Origin of the sequence: Cryobacterium sp. TMB3-10 (genome assembly GCF_004402305.1) — a bacterium.
Classification (GTDB): domain Bacteria; phylum Actinomycetota; class Actinomycetes; order Actinomycetales; family Microbacteriaceae; genus Cryobacterium; species Cryobacterium zongtaii.
Window position 1 is genome coordinate 182,606 of record NZ_SOGH01000031.1, and the last position, 20,441, is coordinate 203,046.

A 20,441-nucleotide genomic window follows, 5' to 3' on the forward strand; every position below is an offset into this window, starting at 1 on the left:
GGCAAGTCGGGGCGGGTGCGGCGGGACGCCCTAGAGCAGGGCGGCAACGCGGGCGCGGATGAGCGCGGCGAGTTCGTCGACCGGCAGCGACGCATCCAGCACCAGAAAACGGTCGGGCTCGGCGGCGGCGAGGTCGAGGAACGCGGCGCGCACCCGGGCGTGGAACTCGCCCTTCTCGGCTTCGAGCCGGTCGAAGACCTTGTCGGCGGCGTCGAGGCGGCCGCGGGCGGCGGTCTCGTCGAGGTCGAGCAGCAGGGTGAGGTGCGGCAGCAGGCCCTCGACCGCCCAGAGCGAGAGGTCGCGCACCTCGGTGCCGCCGAGTACCCGGCCGGCGCCCTGGTAGGCGACGGAGGAGTCGAGGTAGCGGTCCTGGATGACGATTTCGCCGCGGGCCAGCGCCGGGCGCACCAGGGTGCCGATGTGCTGGGCCCGGTCGGCGGCGTACAGCAGGGCCTCCGCGCGGGGCGAGACCTCACCGCGGTGGTGCAGCACGATCTCGCGGATGGCGACGCCCACCTCGGTGCCGCCGGGCTCGCGGGTGCGCACCACGGTGCGACCCTGGGCCTGCAACCACTCGCCGAGCAACTGCGCCTGGGTGCTCTTGCCCGACCCGTCGCCACCCTCGAGGGTGATGAACAGGCCGGGCTTCACAGCATCCGTCACAGCATCCGTCACGACTGCGCGGCCGCCTGTGCTGCCTTCGCGGCCGCGTTGGCCGCCCGGGTGGCTGCGGCTTTCGCGGCGGTGGCGGCCTTCTGCTCCGGGGTGCGCTCGGCGCGCACGCCGGGGGTGGCCGCAGACGTGCCGGTCTTCTTGACCGGGGCCCGCTTGGCGGCGGTCTTGGTCACCGCACCGGCCTTCACTGCGCCGGCTTTTTTGGCCGGGGCCTTCTTCGCGGCGGGCTTCTTGGCCGCCGGCTTCTTGGCGGGAGCTTTCTTCGCCGGCGACTTCTTCACCGCCGGGCCCTTGGCCCGCTTGTCGGCGAGCAGCTGCACGGCGCGCTCGTAGTCGACCTCGTCAACACTCTCGGCCTTGGGGATGGTGGCGTTGGTGATGCCATCCGTCACGTAGGCGCCGAACCGGCCGTCCTTGATCTTGATGGCCTTGCCGCTCTCCGGGTCGGGCTCTTCGAAGTCCTTGAGCGCGCTGGAGGCACGGCGGGCGCCGTACTTGGGCTGCGCGTACAACTCGATGGCGCCGGCCAGGTCGATCTCGAAGATCTGGTCCTCGCTGGTGAGCGACCGGGTGTCGACGCCCTTCTTGAGGTACGGACCGAACTTGCCGTTCTGGGCGAGGATCTCGGTCTGCGTCTCGGGGTCCAGGCCCACCACGCGCGGCAGGTTCAGCAGCGCCAGCGCGGTGTCGAGGTCGACGGTGGCCAGGTCCATGGATTTGAACAGCGACGCCGTGCGCGGCTTCACCGCGGCGGCGGCCTTCTTGGCCGGGGTCTTGCGCTTGGGCTTGGCGGCGGCAGCGGGTGCGGCGGCCGGGGCTCCGGCGTCGGCCAGCGAGGTGACCTCGCCGGTAAGCGGGTCGATGGACTCGCCGGGACCGTCGGTGTCCGCCGGCGGCTCGAGCTCGGTCACGTACGGGCCGAAGCGGCCGTCCTTGGCGACGATCTCCTTGCCGTTGTCCGGGTTCACGCCGATGACGCGGTCGGTGACGACCGGGGCATCCACGAGTTCACGGGCCTTGGCAGGGGTGAGCTCGTCGGGTGCCAGGTCCGGCGGGATGTTCACCCGGCGGGGGGTGGCATCCGGGTCGGCGGTGGGGTCGGCGACTTCGAGGTAGGGGCCGTACTTGCCGATGCGCAGGGTGATGTCATCGACGATGTGGATCGAGTTGATCGAGCGGGCGTCGATCTCGCCGAGGTTGTCGACGACCTGGCGCAAGCCGCGGTGCTTCTCCGAACCGAAGTAGAAGCTGGTCAGCCAGTCCACCCGGTCGGCGGTGCCGCCGGCGATGCGGTCGAGGTCGTCTTCCATTTCGGCGGTGAAGTCGTATTCCACCAGGTCGGTGAAGAACTCCTCGAGCAGCCGCACCACGGAGAAGGCGATCCAGTTCGGGATCAGAGCCTGCCCGCGCGGGGTGACGTAACCACGGTCGGTGATGGTGGAGATGATCGACGCGTACGTGGAGGGGCGGCCGATGCCGAGCTCTTCGAGCTTCTTCACCAGGCTGGCCTCGGTGTACCGGGCGGCCGGAGTGGTTTCGTGGCCCTTGGCCTCCACCTCGACGAGGGTCAGCGTCTGGCCCTCTTCCAGCGGCGGCAGCTTCGACTCGGTGGGGTCGGTGGAGGCGTTCCGCTCCTCGTCCCTGGACTCCTCGTACGCGAGCATGAAACCGCGGAAGGTGATGACGGTGCCGCTGGCGGCGAATTCGGCGAGCGCCTCGGAGGCGGCGGGGTGCGCGGCCTGGCCGGTGGGGCCCGCGGCGATGGTCACCGACGCGGTCGAACCGGTCGCATCCGCCATCTGGCTGGCGACGGTGCGCTTCCAGATCAGGTCGTAGAGCTTGAAGTCGTTGCCGCGCAGCGAGCTGGACAGCGAGGACGGGGTGCGGAAGGTGTCGCCGGACGGGCGGATGGCCTCGTGGGCTTCCTGCGCGTTCTTGCTCTTGCCCTTGTACAGGCGCGGGTTCGCGGGCACGGTCTCGGCGCCGTACAGCGACGCGGCCTGCTTGCGGGCGGCGGTGATCGCCTGCTGCGACAGCGAAGGCGAGTCGGTACGCATATAGGTGATGTACCCGTTTTCGTACAGCGACTGGGCCACGCTCATGGTCTGCCGGGCGGTGAAGCGCAGCTTGCGCGCGGCCTCCTGCTGCAGGGTCGAGGTGGTGAATGGCGCGGCGGGGCTGCGGCGGTAGGGCTTGGAGGCGACCTTGGTGACGGTGATCGGCACGCCGGGCACCTTGAGGGCGTCGGCCAGGGCGAGGGCGGATGCCTCGTCGAGGGTGGCCGCGACGACCTTGGGCTTGAGCTTGCCGGTGTCGTCGAAGTCGCTGCCGGTGGCGATGCGTTCGCCGCCGAGGCGCACGAGCTTGGCCTGGAAGCCGTTCTCGGCGGAGGCGCCGGGAACGAGCTGGGCGATGAGGTCCCAGTAGCCGGCGGACACGAACGCGAGGCGTTCACGTTCGCGGTCGACGACGAGGCGGGTGGCGGCGGACTGCACGCGGCCGGCGGACAGGCCGGGGCCCACCTTGCGCCAGAGCACGGGCGAGATCTCGTAGCCGTAGATGCGGTCCAGGATGCGCCGGGTCTCCTGCGCGTCGACGAGGGCGGTGTCGAGGTCGCGGGTGTTCTGGGTGGCCGCGATGATGGCGTCCTTGGTGATCTCGTGGAACACCATCCGCTTGACCGGAACCTTAGGCTGCAAGACCTGCAGGAGGTGCCACGCGATGGCCTCGCCTTCGCGGTCCTCATCAGTTGCGAGGAGGAGTTCGTCGGCGTTCTTCAGCGCCCGCTTGAGGTCACTGACGGTTTTCTTCTTCGCGTCGGAGACCACGTAATACGGTTCGAAGCCGTTGTCGACGTCGACGGAGAACTTGCCGAGCGGGCCCTTCTTGAGTTCCGGCGGCAGATTCTTGGGCTCGATCAGGTCTCGGATGTGCCCGACCGACGACAAAACCTCGTATCCGTCGCCCAGATAGGCGGCGATCGACTTCATCTTGGTCGGCGACTCGACAATGACCAGCTTCTTAGTGCCTGGCACCAGACTCCTCTTTATAGGTAACGGTCTGTGAAACGACCAAGCCACACCATACACACAGGAATCGAGTGCGCGCCGACGGTGACGGCGCGGGAGTGCCCCGAATTGACTCCACGGTAGCTCGCTCACGGCGCAGGGCAAGGCTGAAACGAGTGTGCACATGTGTTCGCGGAATTCGCGGCGGCATCGCCCGACACGCGGCCGGTGAGCCTCGGTTTGCGGATTAGGGGTTGCCTCCGCGGAGCACAGCCGCACAATAGAGACATGGTTACTGCAGCGCAGGGCACGTACACCGCGAAACTGACGGACGGCCCCCTCGAAGGAAAAACCGTCACCACCGAGTTCCTCGAATCCGGGGATCCCCGGCCGCGGATCGAGATACCCGCCGACGCAGCCGGCAAGCGGTACCTCTATGCCCGCGCCGCCGGTCTCGAGTTCGATTCCGCCGAGCATCCCGACAAGCCCTCCGCCGTGGACTACCGCTACCTCGAGGCGCTCTTCGACACTCCCCCAGCGACCACTTAGCCCGGCGATCGGGGATGCGGCACTTCTGGCGGCGAGCTCGAACACCGGCCTGACCATCGCTAGGGCGCCGGGCCGGCCCGCGCCCGGGAACCGATCGGGAACGCGCCCACCGTGCGGGACACCGCCACGGTGGCGATCAGGCCGTCCACCGAGCAGGTGACCAGGCGGGCGCCGTTCAGCTCCGCCGCCCGCGCCGCCGTGGCACAGGGCACGCCCGGCATGAGGCCGGAGGCGACGTCGGCCGCGGCGAGCGCCGCCGCATCCGCCGCACCCTGCACGGACTGACTGACCGGCAGCAAGGCCAGCAGCGGCACGAGCACGGCGGTCATCGTGACGAGCGCGCCGAGCAGCGCGACCGCGAGCACCGAACCGGATCCCCGCTCGCTGGCAGAGGTAGGCCGGCGGATGGGTGGGCGCGTCACGGGTCGTCGCTCGCGGTGTCGCTGGCGAGAGCGCAGGACCGGGCGGCGAGAGTGAGGCCCGCGGCGGCGAACGGCGCGAAGGCGCTCGGCGCGCTGAGCCGGGCGCAGACGAACTCCCCCTGGCGTTCCTCGGCGAGCGCGGTGCCGGGCGCCACCGCGGCCAGCAGCCCGGATGCCGGACCCGCGCCGTCGCCGCGGGCCAGCAGCCGGGCCACGTCGGCTGCGGCATCCGTCATGCGTACCTGTTGCCCGACCACCTGCACGGCACCCAGGCAGCAGGCCAGCACTACCAGCACTGCGGGCAGCACGGCCGCGAACTCGGCCGTGACGCTGCCCCGGTCCCGATGGAGTCGGTGTGCCAGCCCTGCCGCGGCTCGGTCACCCCACCGTGAGCGCACTGCGCACCAGCTCGGTGAGGATGCCGCGCACCTCGTCACCGCGCAGGATGACGATGAGCAAGCCGGCAAACCCGACGGCCGCCATGGTAGCCACGATGTACTCGGCGGTGGCCGCCCCGCGATCGTCACGCAACCGCAGGAGGGCGCGCATGCTGTTGGACCGCACCGCGCGGGTGCGCACGAGTGCGTTGCGTATTCCGGTACCCGCGCTGGGATTGTGCCGTAGCGGAGCGGCGGCACGGTCGGCGGCCGCCGCGCTTCCGGTGCTCTCCTCGGCTTGCGGGTGGTGCTCTGTCGGCGGGGCGGGCGGGCTGCTGAGGGTGGTCATGATGGATCTCCTTTCGCGTACAAGACGCGGTGCAAGCGGCGCGAGTGCAGCCAGCCTGTCGCGGCGACACCCGGCGCATCAACGACGGAAGCCCATCGGTGCACAAAAGTTCGAAACGGCAGCCTGTGGAGGAGCGCCCGAGTTCACCAGGGCGGGAGCACCCGAGCACCGTCACTCGACGCTGCCGAGGGTGGCGGCGAGCACGCTGAGCAGCAGCGGGGCGACACCGACAAGCATGAACGCCGGGAGCACACACACCCCTAGCGGGATCATCAGGGTCACGGCAAGGGTTTCGGCGCGTTGGTGGCCCGCAGTGCGCGCATCCCGCCGGGCCTGCGCGGCCTCGCTGCGCAACAGCTCACCGGCCGGCACCCCGGCTCGGGCCGAGAGGTCGAGCACTCGGTCGATGACCATGTCGGCGGAGTCGGTCGCACCGGTCGCGCGCAGGCCGAACCGTTCGGCGCTGCGCCGCGCGCTGGCGCGGGCCCGGTCGAGTGACCCGCCACCGGCCATGCCGATGGCGGTGAGGTCGAGCTCCAGTCCCGGCGCGGGCCCCTGGCGGCCGGCTGCGGCAACCAGGTGCCGGTTCCAGCGAGCGGCGCCGACCATCAGTAGGCACCCTGCGGCGAGACAGGCCAGCCCTGGGCCGGTGAGGAACAGGGTGCGCAGCGTGTCGAAGCCCATCAGGCTGCCGAACAGCAGCGCCACCAGGGGCAGCACCATCACCAGCCGGGCCGTGGCGCGCGGGCCGGTGAGGGCCACGGTCAGGTCGCGGTGCAGCTGGCCGAGCTCCCGGAACGCGGCGGCCAGGTCGCGCAGGCATCCGGACAGGGGCGCACCGGCCCGGGTGGCGACATCCCACGCGGCGGCGAGGGCCCGCCACGCGTCGCCCAGCTGGTCAGGGAGCCCGGCGGCCGCGTCCGCGATGGCGTCGGCCACGTCGTCGCCGCTGCGGGCCGCGCGTCCCGCGGCCGCCAAGATGCTGTGCTGCGCCCGCTCGGCATCGGCCCGGGCCTTCACACGGCGGGTCACCCGCGCCGCCGGCGGCCCCGGTGGCCCGGCACGGTCGACCACCGACGGGTCAAACGGCTCGGCACGACCGGTCGGCCCGGGCGGCAGCAGGTAGTCCCAGGCCGACACCGGCGACACCCCCGCCGACAGCAGCACGGCCAGACGTTCGGCGATGCGGGCCACCTCCTCGATCGGCGGCGGCGGAGCGGCGCGTCGGCGGCTCACGCGGGCACCGTCGCGAGACGCTCGGCGGCGTCGAGGGTGAACCGGCCCACCTGCGCCAGGCGCCGCCGGCCGCCCCGCCGCTCGAGGTGCAACACCAGCCCGATCGCGCTCACGGTCTGCCGGGCCACCGCCGCAGGACTCATCCCGGCGAGCGCGCCGAGCGCCTCGAGCCGGGCGGGCACGTCGGCCAGGGAGTTGGCGTGCAGGGTGCCGGCGCCGCCGTCGTGGCCGGTGTTCAGGGCGGCCAGCAGCTCACGGATCTCCACGCCCCGGCACTCGCCGAGCACCAACCGGTCCGGACGCATCCGCAGCGCCTCGCGCAGCAGGCTGTCCAGGCCGATGCGGCCGGCGCCCTCGAGGTTGGCTTGCCGGGATTCCAGGGCCACGACGTGCGGGTGGTTGATGCGCAGCTCGGCGACATCCTCGATGGCCACGATACGTTCGGCCGCGGGCGCCTCGCCGAGCAACGCGGCGAGCAGGGTGGTCTTGCCACTGCCGGCGGCACCGGTCACGAGCAGGTTCTCCCGGTCGAGCACCGCCGCGCGCAACCGGCCCAGCTGGGCGGCCGCGTCCTCACCGTGGCCGAACAGGCCGCCGGCGGCGAGGGCGTCGAGGCTGAGCCTCTCGGTTCGCGGCAACCGAATCGACAGCAGCGTGCCCGTGCTCGATACCGGCGGCAGCACGGCGTGCACCCGGATGCCGTCGGCCAGCCGCACGTCGACGCAGGGGCTGGCTTCGTCGATGTGCCGGCCGCCGAGGGCGATCAGCCGCACCGCCAGGTCACGGATGCTCCGCTCGTCGCCGTGCCAGTCCGGCGCGGGTACCAGCCCGCGTCCGGCGTCGAGCCAGAGGCCGGCATCCCCGTTCACGAAGAGGTCGGTGACGGCGGGGTCGCGGGCGAACCGGCTGAGCGGACCGAGCACGGAGAGGTCGGTGCGGGGAGGTTGCGGCGGGATGGGGTCGAGGCTGCGGTCAAGGGCGCGGTCGCGAGGTGGGTCTGTCTCCGCGTCCAGCCACGCGGCTGGATAGGAGGGCTGCGGCCGCTCTCCCCCGAGCGTTGCCCGATCGGGGTCGGTGCTGACGGTGAGGGCGCTGGACCGGTTGAGGAAGGAGGGCACCGCGACGAAGAGCTCTGGCATGCGGGCACGTTAGCGGGCGGGCGGGTGCGGGCGCCGTGGCGCATCCGGTGGTGTGAGGTGGCCGGTGAGGACGGGGCTGTGGAGGAGCGGCGGTGCACGGCACACACGCACGTCACGGCTTCTCGACAAGCTCGACCGACGAGGCGGGCACGTCGTGCGCGCGTGTCACGGCTCCCGACAAGCTCGACCGACGAGGCGGGAGCGGGCAGGGTGCAGAGACAACTGTTGCCCGGACGGACTACTGCGCCCGGTGTGCGGGGCGCAGTTGTCCGGCCGGGCAACGGTTCTGCCTGGAGGGGGCCGATACAGCGATATTGCGGTACAGCGGGTCACGCAGTTTGCACGGTTCACGCGGGGGGCGCCAGAGCCGGGCGGGGAAAGCACGGGTGCGTCGTTGAGAGGCGCAGAGCGTGCTGTTAAAAGAGGGGGGCGGCACCTATTGGGGGGAACAGGTGCCGCCTCGGCAGTGCGTTGATTGGGGGGAACCAACACACCACAGGTCAAAACTTTCGTTCAGACATTGATAAGCATACTTGGGAAAATCAGATCCGCAAGTCCTCCGGGTCCCCCTAAATGAGGACACGAAAATATGAGCCCGTGAGAGCACGATTTCAAAAATATCCTGAGCAGAAAACCGGCCGTTCTTCCGGGGAAATTTGTCCTCGGAACGGGCGTATCCGCCGTGTAGGGTTCAGGGACGGGTCCGCCGCGGCGCCCCGCCACCGCCTGAACTCGCAAAGGAGCGAACCATCATGAGCGTGCAAATCGACCATCTTCTCCACGAAACCCGCCGATTCCCGCCGTCTCCGGAGTTTGCCGCGACATCAGTGGCGACCGAGGCTCTTTACACGGATGCCGCAGCAGATCGGCTTGGTTTCTGGGCCACGCAGGCCCGCGACCTCCTGCACTGGCACAAACCGTTCACCCGCACCCTCGACTGGACCAATCCGCCGTTCGCCAAGTGGTTCGACGACGGCGAGCTCAACGTGGCGTACAACTGCCTCGACCGGCACGTGCTCGCCGGCAACGGCGACCGGGTGGCGCTGCACTGGGAGGGCGAGCCGGGCGATACCCGCTCGATCACCTATGCAGAGCTCACCGAGGAGGTCAAACGTGCCGCGAACGTGCTTCTCGGCCTCGGCGTGCGCGCCGGCGACCGGGTGGCCATCTACCTGCCGATGATCCCCGAGGCCGTCGTGGCGATGCTCGCCGTGGCCCGCATCGGCGCCGTGCATTCGGTGATCTTCGGCGGCTTCAGCGCCGAGAGCCTGCGCTCCCGCATCGACGACGCCGAAGCGGTGGTCGTGATCACCTCCGACGGCGGCTACCGCAAGGGCCGGGCCACCCCGCTCAAGCCCGCGGTCGACGCGGCCCTGGCCAGCGGCGACTCCTCGGTGCGCACCGTGCTCGTGGTGAACCGCACCGGCGGCGACGTGGAGTGGAACGAACGCGACAAGTGGTGGCACGAGGAGCTCGCCGCCGTCTCCGGCGAGCACGAGGCGCAGGCGTTCCCGGCCGAGAACCCGCTGTTCATCCTCTACACCTCCGGCACCACCGGTAAGCCCAAGGGCATCCTGCACACCAGCGGCGGCTACCTCACCCAGGTGGCCTTCACCCACAAGAACGTCTTCGACCTCAAGCCCGAGACCGACGTGTTCTGGTGCACCGCCGACGTGGGCTGGATCACCGGCCACAGTTACGTGGTCTACGGACCGCTGGCCAACGGCGCCACGCAGGTGCTCTACGAGGGTACCCCCGACACCCCGCACCCCGGCCGGTGGTGGGAAATCATCGAGAAGCACAAGGTGAGCATCCTGTACACGGCGCCCACCGCCATCCGCACGTTCATGAAAATCGGCCGACAGGAGCCGCAGAAGTTCGACCTGACCAGCCTGCGCCTGCTCGGCTCGGTGGGCGAGCCGATCAACCCGGAAGCGTGGATGTGGTACCGCGAGGTGATCGGCAACCACGTCACCCCGGTGGTGGACACCTGGTGGCAGACCGAGACCGGCGCGATCATGATCTCCGCGCTGCCCGGCCTCACCGAGACCAAGCCCGGCGCGGCGCAGGTCGCCATCCCCGGCATCTCCATCGACGTGATCGGTGAAGACGGCGAGCACGTGGGGCACGGCAACGGCGGCCTGCTCGTGGTCACCGAACCGTGGCCGTCGATGCTGCGCGGCATCTGGGGCGACCCGGAGCGTTTCATCGAGACCTACTGGGAGAAGTTCCAGGATGCCCCGAACGGTCCGCTGTACTTCGCCGGCGACGGCGCCCGGCTCGACCGCGACGGCGACATCTGGCTGCTCGGCCGGGTCGATGACGTGATGAACGTCTCCGGGCACCGGCTGTCCACCGCCGAGATCGAGTCGTCGCTGGTGGCGCACCCCATGGTGGCCGAGTCCGCGGTGGTGGGCGCGCACGATGAGACCACCGGGCAGGCCGTGGTGGCGTTCGTGATCATCAAGTTCAGCCAGACGGATGCGGCGTCGCACGCCGACATCAGCGCCGTGCTGCGCGCACACGTGACGTTGCAGATCGGGGCGATCGCGCGGCCGCGGGAGATCCACATCGTGAACGAGCTGCCCAAGACCCGCTCGGGCAAGATCATGCGGCGGTTGCTGCGCGATGTGGCCGAGGGCCGCGAGATCGGCGATACCACCACCCTCGCCGACACCTCGATCATGCAGATCATCTCGGAGAGCATGCGCTAGCCCCGCTCCTCGCTCGCGAACTGTGAGTTAAGCACCTTCCGAACGCCCGGGAAGGTGCTTTTCTCGCAGTTCGCGCGCCTATGGGCGGGTGGGCTCGGAGTAAACGTTCACGAACGCCCCATACCGTGGGCCAAATGTCTCGAGATACCTCCCGCACCCGGATGGGCGGACTCGACGCCCTGCGCGGGGTCGCCGCCGTGATCGTGCTCGTGCACCACGTGTCGATGACCGCGCCGGCAATTTCGGCCGCGTACAGCTCCAGCGCCGACGTGGCCGTGTTCTCCCCCGCCTGGTGGGTCACCCTGTCGCCGCTGAAGATCCTCTTCGCCGGCCCGGAGTTCGTGCTGGTGTTCTTCGTGCTCAGCGGGTTCGTGTTGGTGCTCACCCCGCTGCGACGCTTGCAGTGGACCCGGCCCCCCGCGGAGGCGCCCGGCTACGACTGGTTGGCGTACTACCCGCGCCGCATCGTCCGGCTGGCCATCCCGGTGGTCGTGTCGGTGGGCCTGGCCGCGGCGTGGATCCTGCTCGTGCCGCGCACCGGCGCCGGCGGCGCGTGGATGGCGAAGCAGGGCAGCCCCGACCTCGGCATCGGCAACCTGCTGCGCGAGGCCAGCATCCTGGGCTTCACCGGCCGACCCGACGTCAACCCGCCGCTCTGGTCGCTGGCCTGGGAGATGTGGTTCTCGCTGCTGCTGCCCATCGGCGTGATCTTCGCCGTGGCCAGCCGCCGGTGGACCCTGGCCTGGGTGGCGCTGCTGCTGGCCACGTCCACCTCGGGTTACCTGCTCGGCATCGAGCCGCTGATGTACCTGCCGGCGTTCGGCCTGGGTGCCCTGCTCGCGGCCAACCACGGGTCACTCCTGGCCTGGTCGACCCGGCTGGTCAGTCGGCGCGGCGGCACCCTGGTTTGGGCGGCGATCGCCGTGCTCGGGCCGGTGCTGCTCATCGCGTACTGGCTGCTGCGGCCGGCGTTGACCGACCCGTGGAACAGCGTGGCCCTGTCGCTGCGGGTGCCGGGCGCGGTGTTGATCGTGGCGACCGTGGCGCTGTGGCCGCCGGTGCAGCGGATGCTCAGCGGGCGCCTCTTGGCCTGGCTCGGAACCATCAGCTTCAGCCTGTACCTCGTGCACTTCCCCATCGTGGTGACCTTCGCGCAGCTGTTCGGGCCGGAGCACTGGTGGTGGGGCGCTCTGGTCTCGGTGCCGCTGAGCCTGGTGCTTGCCCAGCTGATGTACCGCTGGGTGGAATTGCCCGCGCAGACGCTGGCGGGTCGGGTCGGGGCCAGGTTCTCGGCCGGGCATCCGCGCCCCGAGGCTGTACGACAAGGTCGCGAGCTGTGAGAAAAGCACCGAAAACGGTCTGGGAAGGTGCGTAAGTCACAGCTCGCGACGGTGAGATCAAGCGAAGGAGACGGTCAGCTCCACCTCGACGGGCGAGTCCAGCGGCAGCACGGCCACGCCCACCGCGGAGCGGGCGTGCACACCGATGCTGCCGAAGATCTCGCCGAGCACATCGGAGGCGCCGTTGACCACGCCGGGCTGGCCGGTGAAGTCCGGGGCGGATGCGACGAACCCGGTGACCTTGACCACCTGGGTGATCCGGTCCAGCGAGCCGATCACGCTCTGGATAGCGGCGAGCGCGTTCAGCGCGCACTGCCGGGCGTAGCCCTGGGCGTCCGCGGCCGACACGAGACCCTCGCCGTCCCCGACCTTGCCCGTGGCCGGCATCACGCCGGCCACCATCGGCAGCTGGCCGGAGGTGAACACCAGCGACCCGCTCACCACGGCGGGAACGTACGACGCCACCGGCGGGACCACCGTCGGGAGTTCAATGCCCAGTTCGGCCAGACGGGCCTCGATCTGCGACACGATCAGGCGCCGGTCGAGCCGGCGACGGGGCGCTTGAGGTAGGCGACAAGTCCACCTTCCGGGCCGGTGACGACCTGCACAAGCTCCCAACCTTCCGAGCCCCAGTTGTTGAGGATGGCGGCTGTGTTGTGGATCATCAGCGGGGTGGTGAGGTATTCCCAGGCAGTCATGCGGCTCCGATTCAGGCGATTTTTCAGGTTGTGTCCCTTACGCTCAATTGTATGTCTGCCAAAAAACGTACGGTTAGTGGAGCGCTCGGCGGCCTCCTGGGCTTTATTGGGATGAGCGCCGTCGCCGGTGTCCTCGTCACCGTTGCCGTGACCCCCGCCCTCGCCGTATCGGGCATGACGGCCACCAACACGATCAACGTGTTCGAGAACCTGCCCAACTACCTCACGGTCGACCAGCTCTCCCAGAAGAGCACCATCTACGCCATCGACGGCAACGGCGCCCCGTACGCGCTGGCGTCGTTCTACGACCAGAACCGCGTCGAAGTGCCGGTCACGAGCATGAGCCAGTACGTGCAGGATGCCGCGGTCGCCGGCGAGGACCCCCGCTTCGAGGAGCACGGCGGCGTGGACCTGCAGGGCACCATTCGTGGCGCCCTGTCCACCGTCACCGGCGGCGGCACCCAGGGTGGGTCATCCATCACCCAGCAGTACGTCAAGAACGTTCTCGTGCAAAAGTGCGAGGTGCTCAACGACCAGGACAAGCTGGACGCCTGCTACGACGAGGCCACCGAAACCTCTCCTGAGCGCAAGCTCAAGGAGATGCGTCTGGCCATCGGTGTGGAGAAGGAATACAGCAAGCTCGAGATCCTGCAGGGCTACCTGAACATCACTCTCTTCGGCGGCAGCGTGTACGGCATTGAAGCGGCCTCCGGGTACTACTTCAACACCACCGCGGCGAACCTCAACCTGTCCCAGTCGGCCAGCCTGATCGCCATCGTGAACAACCCGGAAAAGTTCCGTCTGGACCGGCCCGAGAGCGAAGCCAACGGCGCCGCGAACGGGTACGCCGCCAACAAGGAACGCCGCGACTACATCCTGGGCGAGATGCTGCAGTACAAGAAGGTGACCCAGGAGGAGTACGACGTTGCCATCGCGGCCCCGATCGAGCCCACCATCACCGAGCCGAGCACCGGATGCCAGACCGCCGGCGGCAGCGCCTACTTCTGTGATTACGTCACCCACGTGCTCAAGAGCGACCCGACCTTCGGCGAAGACGAAGACACCCGCATGATGAACTTCCGTCGCGGCGGCTACGACATCTACACGACCCTCGACCTGGACCTGCAGCTGGCCACCGAGACCACCATGGCCGAGAACGTGCCGCAGACCGCCAGCTGGGATGTTGGCGCTGTGGCCACCAGCGTTGAGGTGGGCACCGGCCGGGTGCTCACGATGGCGCAGAACAAGACCTACAGCCAGGACCCCGAGGTGCAGGCCACCGGCGCCCAGTACTCCGGCGTCAACTACAACACCGACTACGACCAGGGCGGCTCGAGCGGATTCCAGCCCGGCTCCACGTACAAGGTCTTCACCCTCGCCGAGTGGCTGAAGGAGGGTCACGCGCTCAACGAACGCGTCGACTCGGCCCGCAAGAGCGACTGGGGCACCTTCCAGGACTACTGCGACGGCCCGCAGACCTTCCCCGGCTACAACCCGAAGAACGACGCGAACGAGCCCGGCACCGGCTACACCGCCCTGCAGTCGACCATCAACTCGATCAACACCGGCTTCATCGGAATGGCCAAGAAGCTTGACCTCTGCAAGATCCGCGACACCGTTGAGTCCTTCGGGGTGCACCGGGCGGATGGCGGCGAGCTCGAGAAGGGTGCCTCCTCGGTGCTCGGCACTAATGAGATCGCCCCGCTGAGCATGGCCGTGGCCTTCGCCGGCATCGCCAACGCCGGCAAAACCTGCTCGGCCGTGGTCATCGACCGCATCGTCGGACCGGACGACGCCGAGATCGCACCGCCCACCTCCACCTGCAACCAGTCGGTTGAACCATCCGTGGCCGCCGGCATGGCGTACGCCATGAAGCGGGTACTCACCGAGGGCTCCGCAACCCAGTCCAACGACTCCACCTACCCGAAGGTGCCGATGATCGGCAAGACCGGAACCACCGACGGCGCCAAGGACACCTGGATGACCGGCGCGAGCAGCAAGGTCGCCACCGTTGTGGGCGTCGTCGCCGTCACCGGTGAGGCCAACCAGCGGTCCCGCGACTACGCCTTCGAGAGCGGCTCCGCGGCTACCGCCCGGCACCGCATGTGGCCGGACATCATGAGCGTCGCCAACGCCAAGTACGGCGGAGACGAGTTCTCTGAGGCCTCGACCAACGTCATCCAGGGCGCTCAGGTGCCCGTGCCCGACGTGCGTGGCCAGTCGATGGCGGATGCCCAGACCGCGCTCGAGGGCGCCGGCTTCGAGTTCGCCGACGGCGGCGTGATCGACTCCGAGCTGCCTGCCGGGAGCGTGGCCCGCACCGACCCCGCCTCCGGCGCGTCGGCCGGCAACGGCGCCACGATCACGGTGTTCTCCAGCAACGGGAACCAGATCCTGCTGCCCGACGTGACCGGCCAGAGCCTTGATCAGGCCAGGGGAACGCTCACCGGCTTCACCGTGACGACCACCGACCAGGCCGTCACCGACCCCAACCAGAACAACAAGGTGATCGCGATGACCCCGACCGCCGGCACCCCGGCATCCCGGGGCAGCTCGGTCGCCCTCGTGGTGGGCAAGATGGGAGCGGCAGGTTGAGCGCCGCACGCGCCGTCGTCGCCTCCGCCGCCGCCGTGACCACGGCGGGGCTGGCGGCGTTCGCCTGGGGTTCCCTCGTGGAACGCCGCCGGTTCACCCTGCGTGAGGTGACGGTACCGGTGCTCGCGCCCGGGTCCGACCCGATCACGGTGCTGCACCTCTCCGATCTGCACATGGCCCCGTGGCAGCGCGACAAGCAGGACTGGGTGCGCGGTCTTGCCGAGCTGAAGCCCGACCTCGTCGTGAACACCGGCGACAACCTGGGTCACGAAGACGGCATCGCGGGCGTGGAGTACGCCCTCGAACCGTTCAAGGGCATCCCGGGCATCTTCGTGAACGGCTCCAACGACTTCTTCGGCCCGCAACCGAAGAACCCGCTGAAGTACTTCGGCGGCCCGTCGATGCTGCGCAGCCGGCACGTCGAGCTTGACACCGACGACCTGCACCGGGTGTTCGCCGACCTCGGCTGGACCGACCTGAACAACGCCGCTGAGGCGCTGGACATCAACGGCACCCACCTGGAGATCTTCGGGGTCGATGACCCGCACATCCGCCGGGACCGGCTCGACCTGATCACCGGAGCCATCGACGAGATGCGCGGCAACGACCCGCTCACCGAGGAGACCTGGCCGGACCCCGAAGAACCGGCCGGCCGGCGCTCGACGCTGACCGTGGGTGTGGTGCACGCCCCGTACCAGCGGGTACTCAACTCCTTCATCAACCACGGCGCCCAGCTGATGCTGGCCGGGCACACCCACGGTGGTCAGGTGTGCGTGCCGAAGTTCGGCGCTTTGGTAACCAATTGTGATATTCCCCGCCGTCAGGTGAAGGGACTCAGCCTGTGGAGTGTGGGGCTGCGCACCGCGTACCTCAATGTTTCCGCGGGTTTGGGCACCTCGATCTACGCGCCGGTGCGCTTCGCCTGCCCGCCGGAGGCGACCCTGCTCACCCTCACCGCCGCGTAGCCACGACCCCCTTCTGGGGTAGCTTGGCTCGTCCGGGTCCCCCGGCGATCCCCTAGGCTCGCTCTTATGGGGGATTCCAAGAGAACTTTTTCCGGCGTCATCGGGGGACTCGCCGGTTTCGTGGCGATGAGCGCTGTCGCCGGCCTGCTGATTACCGTCGGGATCACCCCGGCGCTGGCGATCTCCAGTCTGGCCGCGAGCAGCACGATCAACGCCTTCGAGAACCTGCCGAATTACCTCAAGATCGACGAGCTGTCGCAGGTGAGCACCATCTATGCGGTGCCGAACAGCGGAGTCCCCTACGAGCTCGCCTCGTTCTACGACCAGAACCGGGTTGAAGTTCCTCTGGCGGCCATGAACCTGTTCGTGCAGGACGCCGTCGTCGCCGGTGAGGACCCCCGGTTTCGTGAACACGGCGGAATCGACCTGCAGGGCACCATGCGGGCGGCGCTGGCCAAGTTCACCGGCGGGCCTACCTCGGGCGGCTCATCGGTGACCCAGCAGTACGTCAAGAACGTGCTGGTGCAAAAGTGCGAGGTCATGCCCGACCCGGACGAGCTTCAGGCCTGCTTCGAGGAGGCCACCGACCCCACCGAGGAACGCAAGCTCAAGGAGATGCGGCTGGCCATCGGGGTGGAGAAGGAGTACAGCAAGGACGAGATCCTGCAGGGCTACCTGAACATCACCGGCTTCGGCGGCACCGTGTACGGCATCCAGGCCGCGGCCGAGTACTACTTCTCGGCCACCGCCGCCACCCTCACCCTGCCGCAGGCCGCGAGCCTCATCGCGATCGTGAACAACCCGGAGAAGTTCCGCCTGGACGAGCCCGAGAGCGAAACCAACGGCGCCGCGAACGGGTACGCCGCCAACAAGGACCGCCGCGACTACATCCTGCGCGAGATGCTCAAGCACAAGAAGATCAACCAGGCCGACTACGACACCGCCGTCGCCAGCCCGATCGAACCGGCCATCACCGAGCCCAGCACCGGCTGCCAGACCGCCGGTGGCGCCGCATACTTCTGCGACTACGTCACCTACCAGCTCAAGACCGACCCCACTTTCGGCGCAGACGAAGACACCCGCATGACGAACTTCCGTCGCGGCGGCTACCAGATCTACACCACCCTCGACATCGAGCTGCAGATGGCGTCCGAGGCGGCCATCGCCGAGAACGTGCCGATGACCTACGACGGCTGGGACGTGGGCGCCGTGGCGACCAGCGTTGAAGTGGGCACCGGCCGGGTGCTCACGATGGCGCAGAACAAGCTGTACACCCAGCTGGAGGTTGCTCCTGGCCCGGAGTACACCGGCATCAACTACAACACCGACTTCAACCAGGGCGGCTCGCTGGGCTTCCAGCCCGGCTCCACCTACAAGGTCTTCACCCTGGCCGAGTGGCTCAAGGAGGGCCACCCGCTCGGCGAGCGCGTTGACTCCGCACGCAAGTCCAACTGGGGCACCTTCCAGGACTACTGCGACGGCGCCCAGAGCTTCCCCGGTTATAACCCGCGCAACGACTCCAACGAAGCCGGCCGCAACTACTCGGCCCTGGAATCGACGATCGACTCGATCAACACCGGCTTCCTCGGCATGGCCAAGCGGCTGGACCTCTGCAAGATCCGTGACATGGCCACGTCGTTCGGGGTTCACCGGGCGGATGGCGACCCACTGCAGAAGGGCGCCGGTTCGGTGCTCGGCACCAACGAGGTCGCCCCGCTGAGCATGGCCGTGGCCTTCGCCGGCATCGCCAACAAGGGCATCACCTGCTCCCCCATCGTGATCGACCGGATCATCGGTGCGGATGGTGTGGAAATTCCCGCGCCCGTGTCCACCTGCACCGCGTCGGTGGAGCCCGAAGTGGCCGCCGGTATGGCGTACGCCATGGAGCGGGTCATGACCCAGGGTTCCGCCGGGCAGTCGTACCGAAACACCTCACCGCGGGTCGACATGATCGGTAAGACCGGAACCACCGACGGCTCCAACGACACCTGGATGAGCGGGGCCAGCACCGAGGTCGCCACCGTCGTGGGCGTGGTCAGCGTCACCGGAAAAGACAACAACCAGCGCAACCTCGACTTCGACAGCGGTTCCGCGGCTACCGCCCGGCACCGCATCTGGCCGGAGATCATGGGCGTGGCCAATGCCAAGTACGGCGGCGAGGAGTTCGAGCAGGCTGCCAACAACCTCATCCGCGGGGTGCAGGTCACCGTGCCCGACGTACGCGGTATGAGCGTGGATGCAGCTCGGGACGCCATTGAGGGCGCCGGCTTCGGCTTCCTCGACGGCGGCGTGACCGACTCGGAGCTGCCCGCCGGCACAGTGTCGCGCAGCGACCCCGCCGGTGGCGCCAGCACCAGCACCGGAGCCACCGTCACGGTGTTCTCCAGCAACGGCTCTCAGATTCTGCTGCCGAACGTGGTCGGGCAATCCCTCGACCAGGCCAAGGGCACGCTGAGCGGTTTCGGGGTGGTGGCCAGCGAGCAGCCGGTGACGGACGCGAGCCAGAACGGCAAGGTGCTCTCGATGACCCCCGCCGCCGGCACCCCCACCGCCCCGGGCGGCACCGTGACCGTGGTCGTCGGCAAGTCCGCCCCGCCCGGCTAGGCCTGGTCGAAACCCGGGCACCCGATGGGGTTATACTTGTCGAGGTCCACAGGACCATCGGGGTATGGCGCAGCTTGGTAGCGCGCGTCGTTCGGGACGACGAGGTCGCAGGTTCAAATCCTGTTACCCCGACAGAAATAAACCCCCACTCAAGTGAGTGGGGGTTTTTCTGTTCTCACCAGTTGCCGGCGTTGGAAAGGCCACGACATGACCGACTCCCCCGCATTCGCCCCAGACACCAAGGTGTCCCGTCGCGCCTGGCAGGCCCTCATCGTGCTGATGGCGGGCATGTTCATGGCCCTGCTCGACACCACGATCGTGAACGTGGCGCTGCCCAGCATCCGCACCAGCCTCGACGCCTCCGAGGCGACCCTGTCCTGGATCATCTCCGGCTACGCCCTGGCGTTCGGTCTGGCCCTCATTCCCGCCGGCCGCATCGGCGACCGGATCGGCCACAAGTGGGTCTTCTTCACCGGCCTGGCGCTCTTCACCGTCGCCAGCCTGGCCTGCGGGCTCGCCCAGAACGACCTGCAGCTGATCATCGCCCGCGTCGTGCAGGGTCTGGCCGGCGGCATGTTCGTGCCCGCGGTCACGGCCGTCATCCAGCTGATGTTCCCGGCGGCGTCCCGCGGCAAGGCGTTCGCCATCATGGGGTCGGTCATCGGCGTCTCCACCGCGCTCGGCCCCATCGTGGGCGGCCTGATCATCGAGGCGTTCGGCGTGGAAGAGGGCTGGCGCCTGGTCTTCTGGGTGAACCTGCCGATCGGCATCGTCGCGCTGATCGCCGCCGCCATCCTGCTGCCCACCGGCACCGGCACCGCCTCCGCGCCCGGCGCGCCGGCCGCTGCCCGCGTCGACGGGGTGGGCCTGCTGCTGCTCTCCGCCGGCCTGGTGGCCCTGCTGGTGCCGTTGATCGAGGGCCAGGACCGCGGCTGGCCGCTCTGGACCTACCTGGTGCTCGCCGCCGGGGTGCTGCTCATCGTGGCGTTCGGCGCCTGGGAGGTGGCCCTGACCAAACGCGGCAGCAGCCCGCTCGTGCCGCCGCATCTCTTCTCGCACCCGGCGTTCACCGGCGGCGTCATCCTGGCCCTGGTCTACTTCGCGGCATTCACGAGCATCTTCTTCACCATCTCGATCCTCTGGCAGGCGGGCCTCGGCCACACCGCGCTGGAATCCGGCCTGGTCTCGATCCCGTTCGCGATCGGCTCGATCCTGGGCGCGTCGCAGAGCAACCGGCTCACCGAGCGCCTGGGGCGCACCGTGCTCGTCGGTGGTGTGGCCCTGGTCACGGTGGGTCTGATCTGGGTGTGGCTGGTGCTGCTGCTCACCGTCCCCGCCGACCTCACCAACTGGATCCTGCTGCCGCCGCTGTTCATCGCGGGCCTGGGCAGCGGGTGCTTCATCGCGCCGAACGTGGCGTTCATCGTCGCCACCGTCGACCCCTCCGAGGCCGGCGCCGCCAGTGGTGTGATCGGTGTGATGCAGCGGGTGGGCAGCGCCGCGGGCATCGCCGTGGTGGGCAGTGTGTTCTTCGGCACCCTGGTGGTGGCCGGCCCTGGCGCGGATGCCGTCGCCGCCGGCTTCACCCACAGCGCCACCCTGGCCATGGCCGTCAGTGCCGGACTGAGCGTGGTGGCGCTGTTGCTGGTGTTCCTGCTGCCCAAGCGCGTCGAGGTGCACGGCGGCCGCTGAGCGCCATCCGGTTGGCACACCTTGGCCTCCCAGCCTCGCCTCGCTACTCTGAATGCTTGGTCCGTTGACGGTGATGAC

The 20,441-nt window shown here is 69.1% G+C and carries 16 protein-coding genes and 1 tRNA gene; 8 read left to right on the top strand and 9 right to left on the bottom strand.

Annotation, left to right across the window (positions count from 1 at the left end; all coding sequences use genetic code 11):
- Nucleotides 1-30: 30 nt before the first annotated feature.
- Both tmk and topA read right to left on the bottom strand, forming a co-directional pair.
- Nucleotides 31-651: a dTMP kinase gene (gene tmk / locus E3T22_RS16980; RefSeq protein ID WP_088455188.1), complete on the bottom strand. Its 621-nt coding sequence runs from the start codon at nt 649-651 to the stop codon at nt 31-33.
- A gap of 20 nt (nt 652-671) precedes the next feature.
- On the bottom strand, nt 672-3,710 hold the full coding sequence (gene topA, locus E3T22_RS16985) for a type I DNA topoisomerase (RefSeq protein WP_134409427.1): 3,039 nt from the start codon (nt 3,708-3,710) through the stop codon (nt 672-674).
- Nucleotides 3,711-3,971: 261 nt separating this feature from the next.
- Here topA and E3T22_RS16990 point away from each other — a divergent pair, with 261 nt between their 5' ends.
- Nucleotides 3,972-4,232 (top strand): hypothetical protein, encoded by a 261-nt coding sequence (locus E3T22_RS16990; protein WP_088455186.1) that lies wholly within the window; start codon nt 3,972-3,974, stop codon nt 4,230-4,232.
- Nucleotides 4,233-4,291: 59 nt separating this feature from the next.
- On the opposite strand, the gene E3T22_RS16995 is transcribed toward E3T22_RS16990, so the two are convergent.
- From E3T22_RS16995 to E3T22_RS17015, 5 genes are all read right to left on the bottom strand, one after another.
- Nucleotides 4,292-4,654 carry an Rv3654c family TadE-like protein gene (locus E3T22_RS16995; RefSeq protein WP_240632365.1) on the bottom strand — a complete coding sequence of 121 codons (363 nt, stop codon included), beginning with the start codon at nt 4,652-4,654 and terminating at the stop codon, nt 4,292-4,294.
- Nucleotides 4,651-4,962, bottom strand: a complete 312-nt coding sequence (locus E3T22_RS19225) for a TadE family type IV pilus minor pilin (protein ID WP_241980333.1) — start codon at nt 4,960-4,962, stop codon at nt 4,651-4,653. The genes E3T22_RS16995 and E3T22_RS19225 overlap by 4 nt, the downstream gene beginning before the upstream one ends.
- Nucleotides 4,963-5,032: 70 nt before the next feature.
- A complete protein-coding gene (locus E3T22_RS17005) occupies nt 5,033-5,233 on the bottom strand; it encodes a DUF4244 domain-containing protein (protein WP_370291635.1) in 201 nt (66 codons plus the stop codon).
- A gap of 318 nt (nt 5,234-5,551) precedes the next feature.
- Nucleotides 5,552-6,616 carry a pilus assembly protein gene (locus E3T22_RS19140; protein WP_166789318.1) on the bottom strand — a complete coding sequence of 355 codons (1,065 nt, stop codon included), beginning with the start codon at nt 6,614-6,616 and terminating at the stop codon, nt 5,552-5,554.
- Complete coding sequence (locus tag E3T22_RS17015; RefSeq protein WP_134481122.1) at nt 6,613-7,755, bottom strand: TadA family conjugal transfer-associated ATPase; 1,143 nt, start codon at nt 7,753-7,755, stop codon at nt 6,613-6,615. The genes E3T22_RS19140 and E3T22_RS17015 overlap by 4 nt, the downstream gene beginning before the upstream one ends.
- 752 nt (nt 7,756-8,507) lie before the next feature.
- On the opposite strand from E3T22_RS17015, the gene acs reads away from it, so the two are divergent.
- The gene (acs, locus tag E3T22_RS17020; RefSeq protein ID WP_134481121.1) at nt 8,508-10,469 is read left to right on the top strand and encodes an acetate--CoA ligase; all 1,962 of its coding nucleotides are present in this window, start codon (nt 8,508-8,510) and stop codon (nt 10,467-10,469) included.
- Nucleotides 10,470-10,603: 134 nt separating this feature from the next.
- Nucleotides 10,604-11,809 (top strand): acyltransferase, encoded by a 1,206-nt coding sequence (locus E3T22_RS17025; protein WP_166789319.1) that lies wholly within the window; start codon nt 10,604-10,606, stop codon nt 11,807-11,809.
- 57 nt (nt 11,810-11,866) lie between these two features.
- On the opposite strand, the gene E3T22_RS17030 is transcribed toward E3T22_RS17025, so the two are convergent.
- The gene (locus E3T22_RS17030) at nt 11,867-12,337 is read right to left on the bottom strand and encodes a RidA family protein (protein ID WP_134481119.1); all 471 of its coding nucleotides are present in this window, start codon (nt 12,335-12,337) and stop codon (nt 11,867-11,869) included.
- A 2-nt stretch (nt 12,338-12,339) separates the two neighbouring features.
- Nucleotides 12,340-12,507 carry a hypothetical protein gene (locus E3T22_RS19145; RefSeq protein ID WP_165787876.1) on the bottom strand — a complete coding sequence of 56 codons (168 nt, stop codon included), beginning with the start codon at nt 12,505-12,507 and terminating at the stop codon, nt 12,340-12,342.
- Nucleotides 12,508-12,618: 111 nt separating this feature from the next.
- On the opposite strand from E3T22_RS19145, the gene E3T22_RS17035 reads away from it, so the two are divergent.
- From E3T22_RS17035 to E3T22_RS17055, 5 genes are all read left to right on the top strand, one after another.
- Nucleotides 12,619-15,102 carry a transglycosylase domain-containing protein gene (locus tag E3T22_RS17035; RefSeq protein ID WP_241983717.1) on the top strand — a complete coding sequence of 828 codons (2,484 nt, stop codon included), beginning with the start codon at nt 12,619-12,621 and terminating at the stop codon, nt 15,100-15,102.
- Nucleotides 15,099-16,067 carry a metallophosphoesterase gene (locus E3T22_RS17040; protein WP_134481117.1) on the top strand — a complete coding sequence of 323 codons (969 nt, stop codon included), beginning with the start codon at nt 15,099-15,101 and terminating at the stop codon, nt 16,065-16,067. Before E3T22_RS17035 ends, E3T22_RS17040 begins: the two co-directional genes overlap by 4 nt.
- A gap of 66 nt (nt 16,068-16,133) precedes the next feature.
- On the top strand, nt 16,134-18,671 hold the full coding sequence (locus tag E3T22_RS17045; protein ID WP_088455177.1) for a transglycosylase domain-containing protein: 2,538 nt from the start codon (nt 16,134-16,136) through the stop codon (nt 18,669-18,671).
- Nucleotides 18,672-18,729: 58 nt separating this feature from the next.
- A tRNA-Pro gene (locus E3T22_RS17050) sits at nt 18,730-18,803 on the top strand.
- A gap of 75 nt (nt 18,804-18,878) precedes the next feature.
- Nucleotides 18,879-20,363, top strand: coding sequence for a DHA2 family efflux MFS transporter permease subunit (locus E3T22_RS17055; RefSeq protein WP_088455176.1), 1,485 nt, complete (start codon nt 18,879-18,881; stop codon nt 20,361-20,363).
- The last annotated feature ends 78 nt before the right edge of the window (nt 20,364-20,441 follow it).

Coding starts and splice junctions, on each gene's coding strand:
- E3T22_RS17025 (WP_166789319.1), top strand. CDS start 10,604: ATGTCTCGAGATACCTCCCGCACCCGGATGGGCGGACTCGACGCCCTG.
- E3T22_RS17055 (WP_088455176.1), top strand. CDS start 18,879: ATGACCGACTCCCCCGCATTCGCCCCAGACACCAAGGTGTCCCGTCGC.
- E3T22_RS17015 (WP_134481122.1), bottom strand. CDS start 7,755: ATGCCAGAGCTCTTCGTCGCGGTGCCCTCCTTCCTCAACCGGTCCAGC.
- acs (WP_134481121.1), top strand. CDS start 8,508: ATGAGCGTGCAAATCGACCATCTTCTCCACGAAACCCGCCGATTCCCG.
- E3T22_RS17045 (WP_088455177.1), top strand. CDS start 16,134: ATGGGGGATTCCAAGAGAACTTTTTCCGGCGTCATCGGGGGACTCGCC.
- E3T22_RS19145 (WP_165787876.1), bottom strand. CDS start 12,507: ATGACTGCCTGGGAATACCTCACCACCCCGCTGATGATCCACAACACA.
- E3T22_RS16990 (WP_088455186.1), top strand. CDS start 3,972: ATGGTTACTGCAGCGCAGGGCACGTACACCGCGAAACTGACGGACGGC.
- E3T22_RS17035 (WP_241983717.1), top strand. CDS start 12,619: ATGAGCGCCGTCGCCGGTGTCCTCGTCACCGTTGCCGTGACCCCCGCC.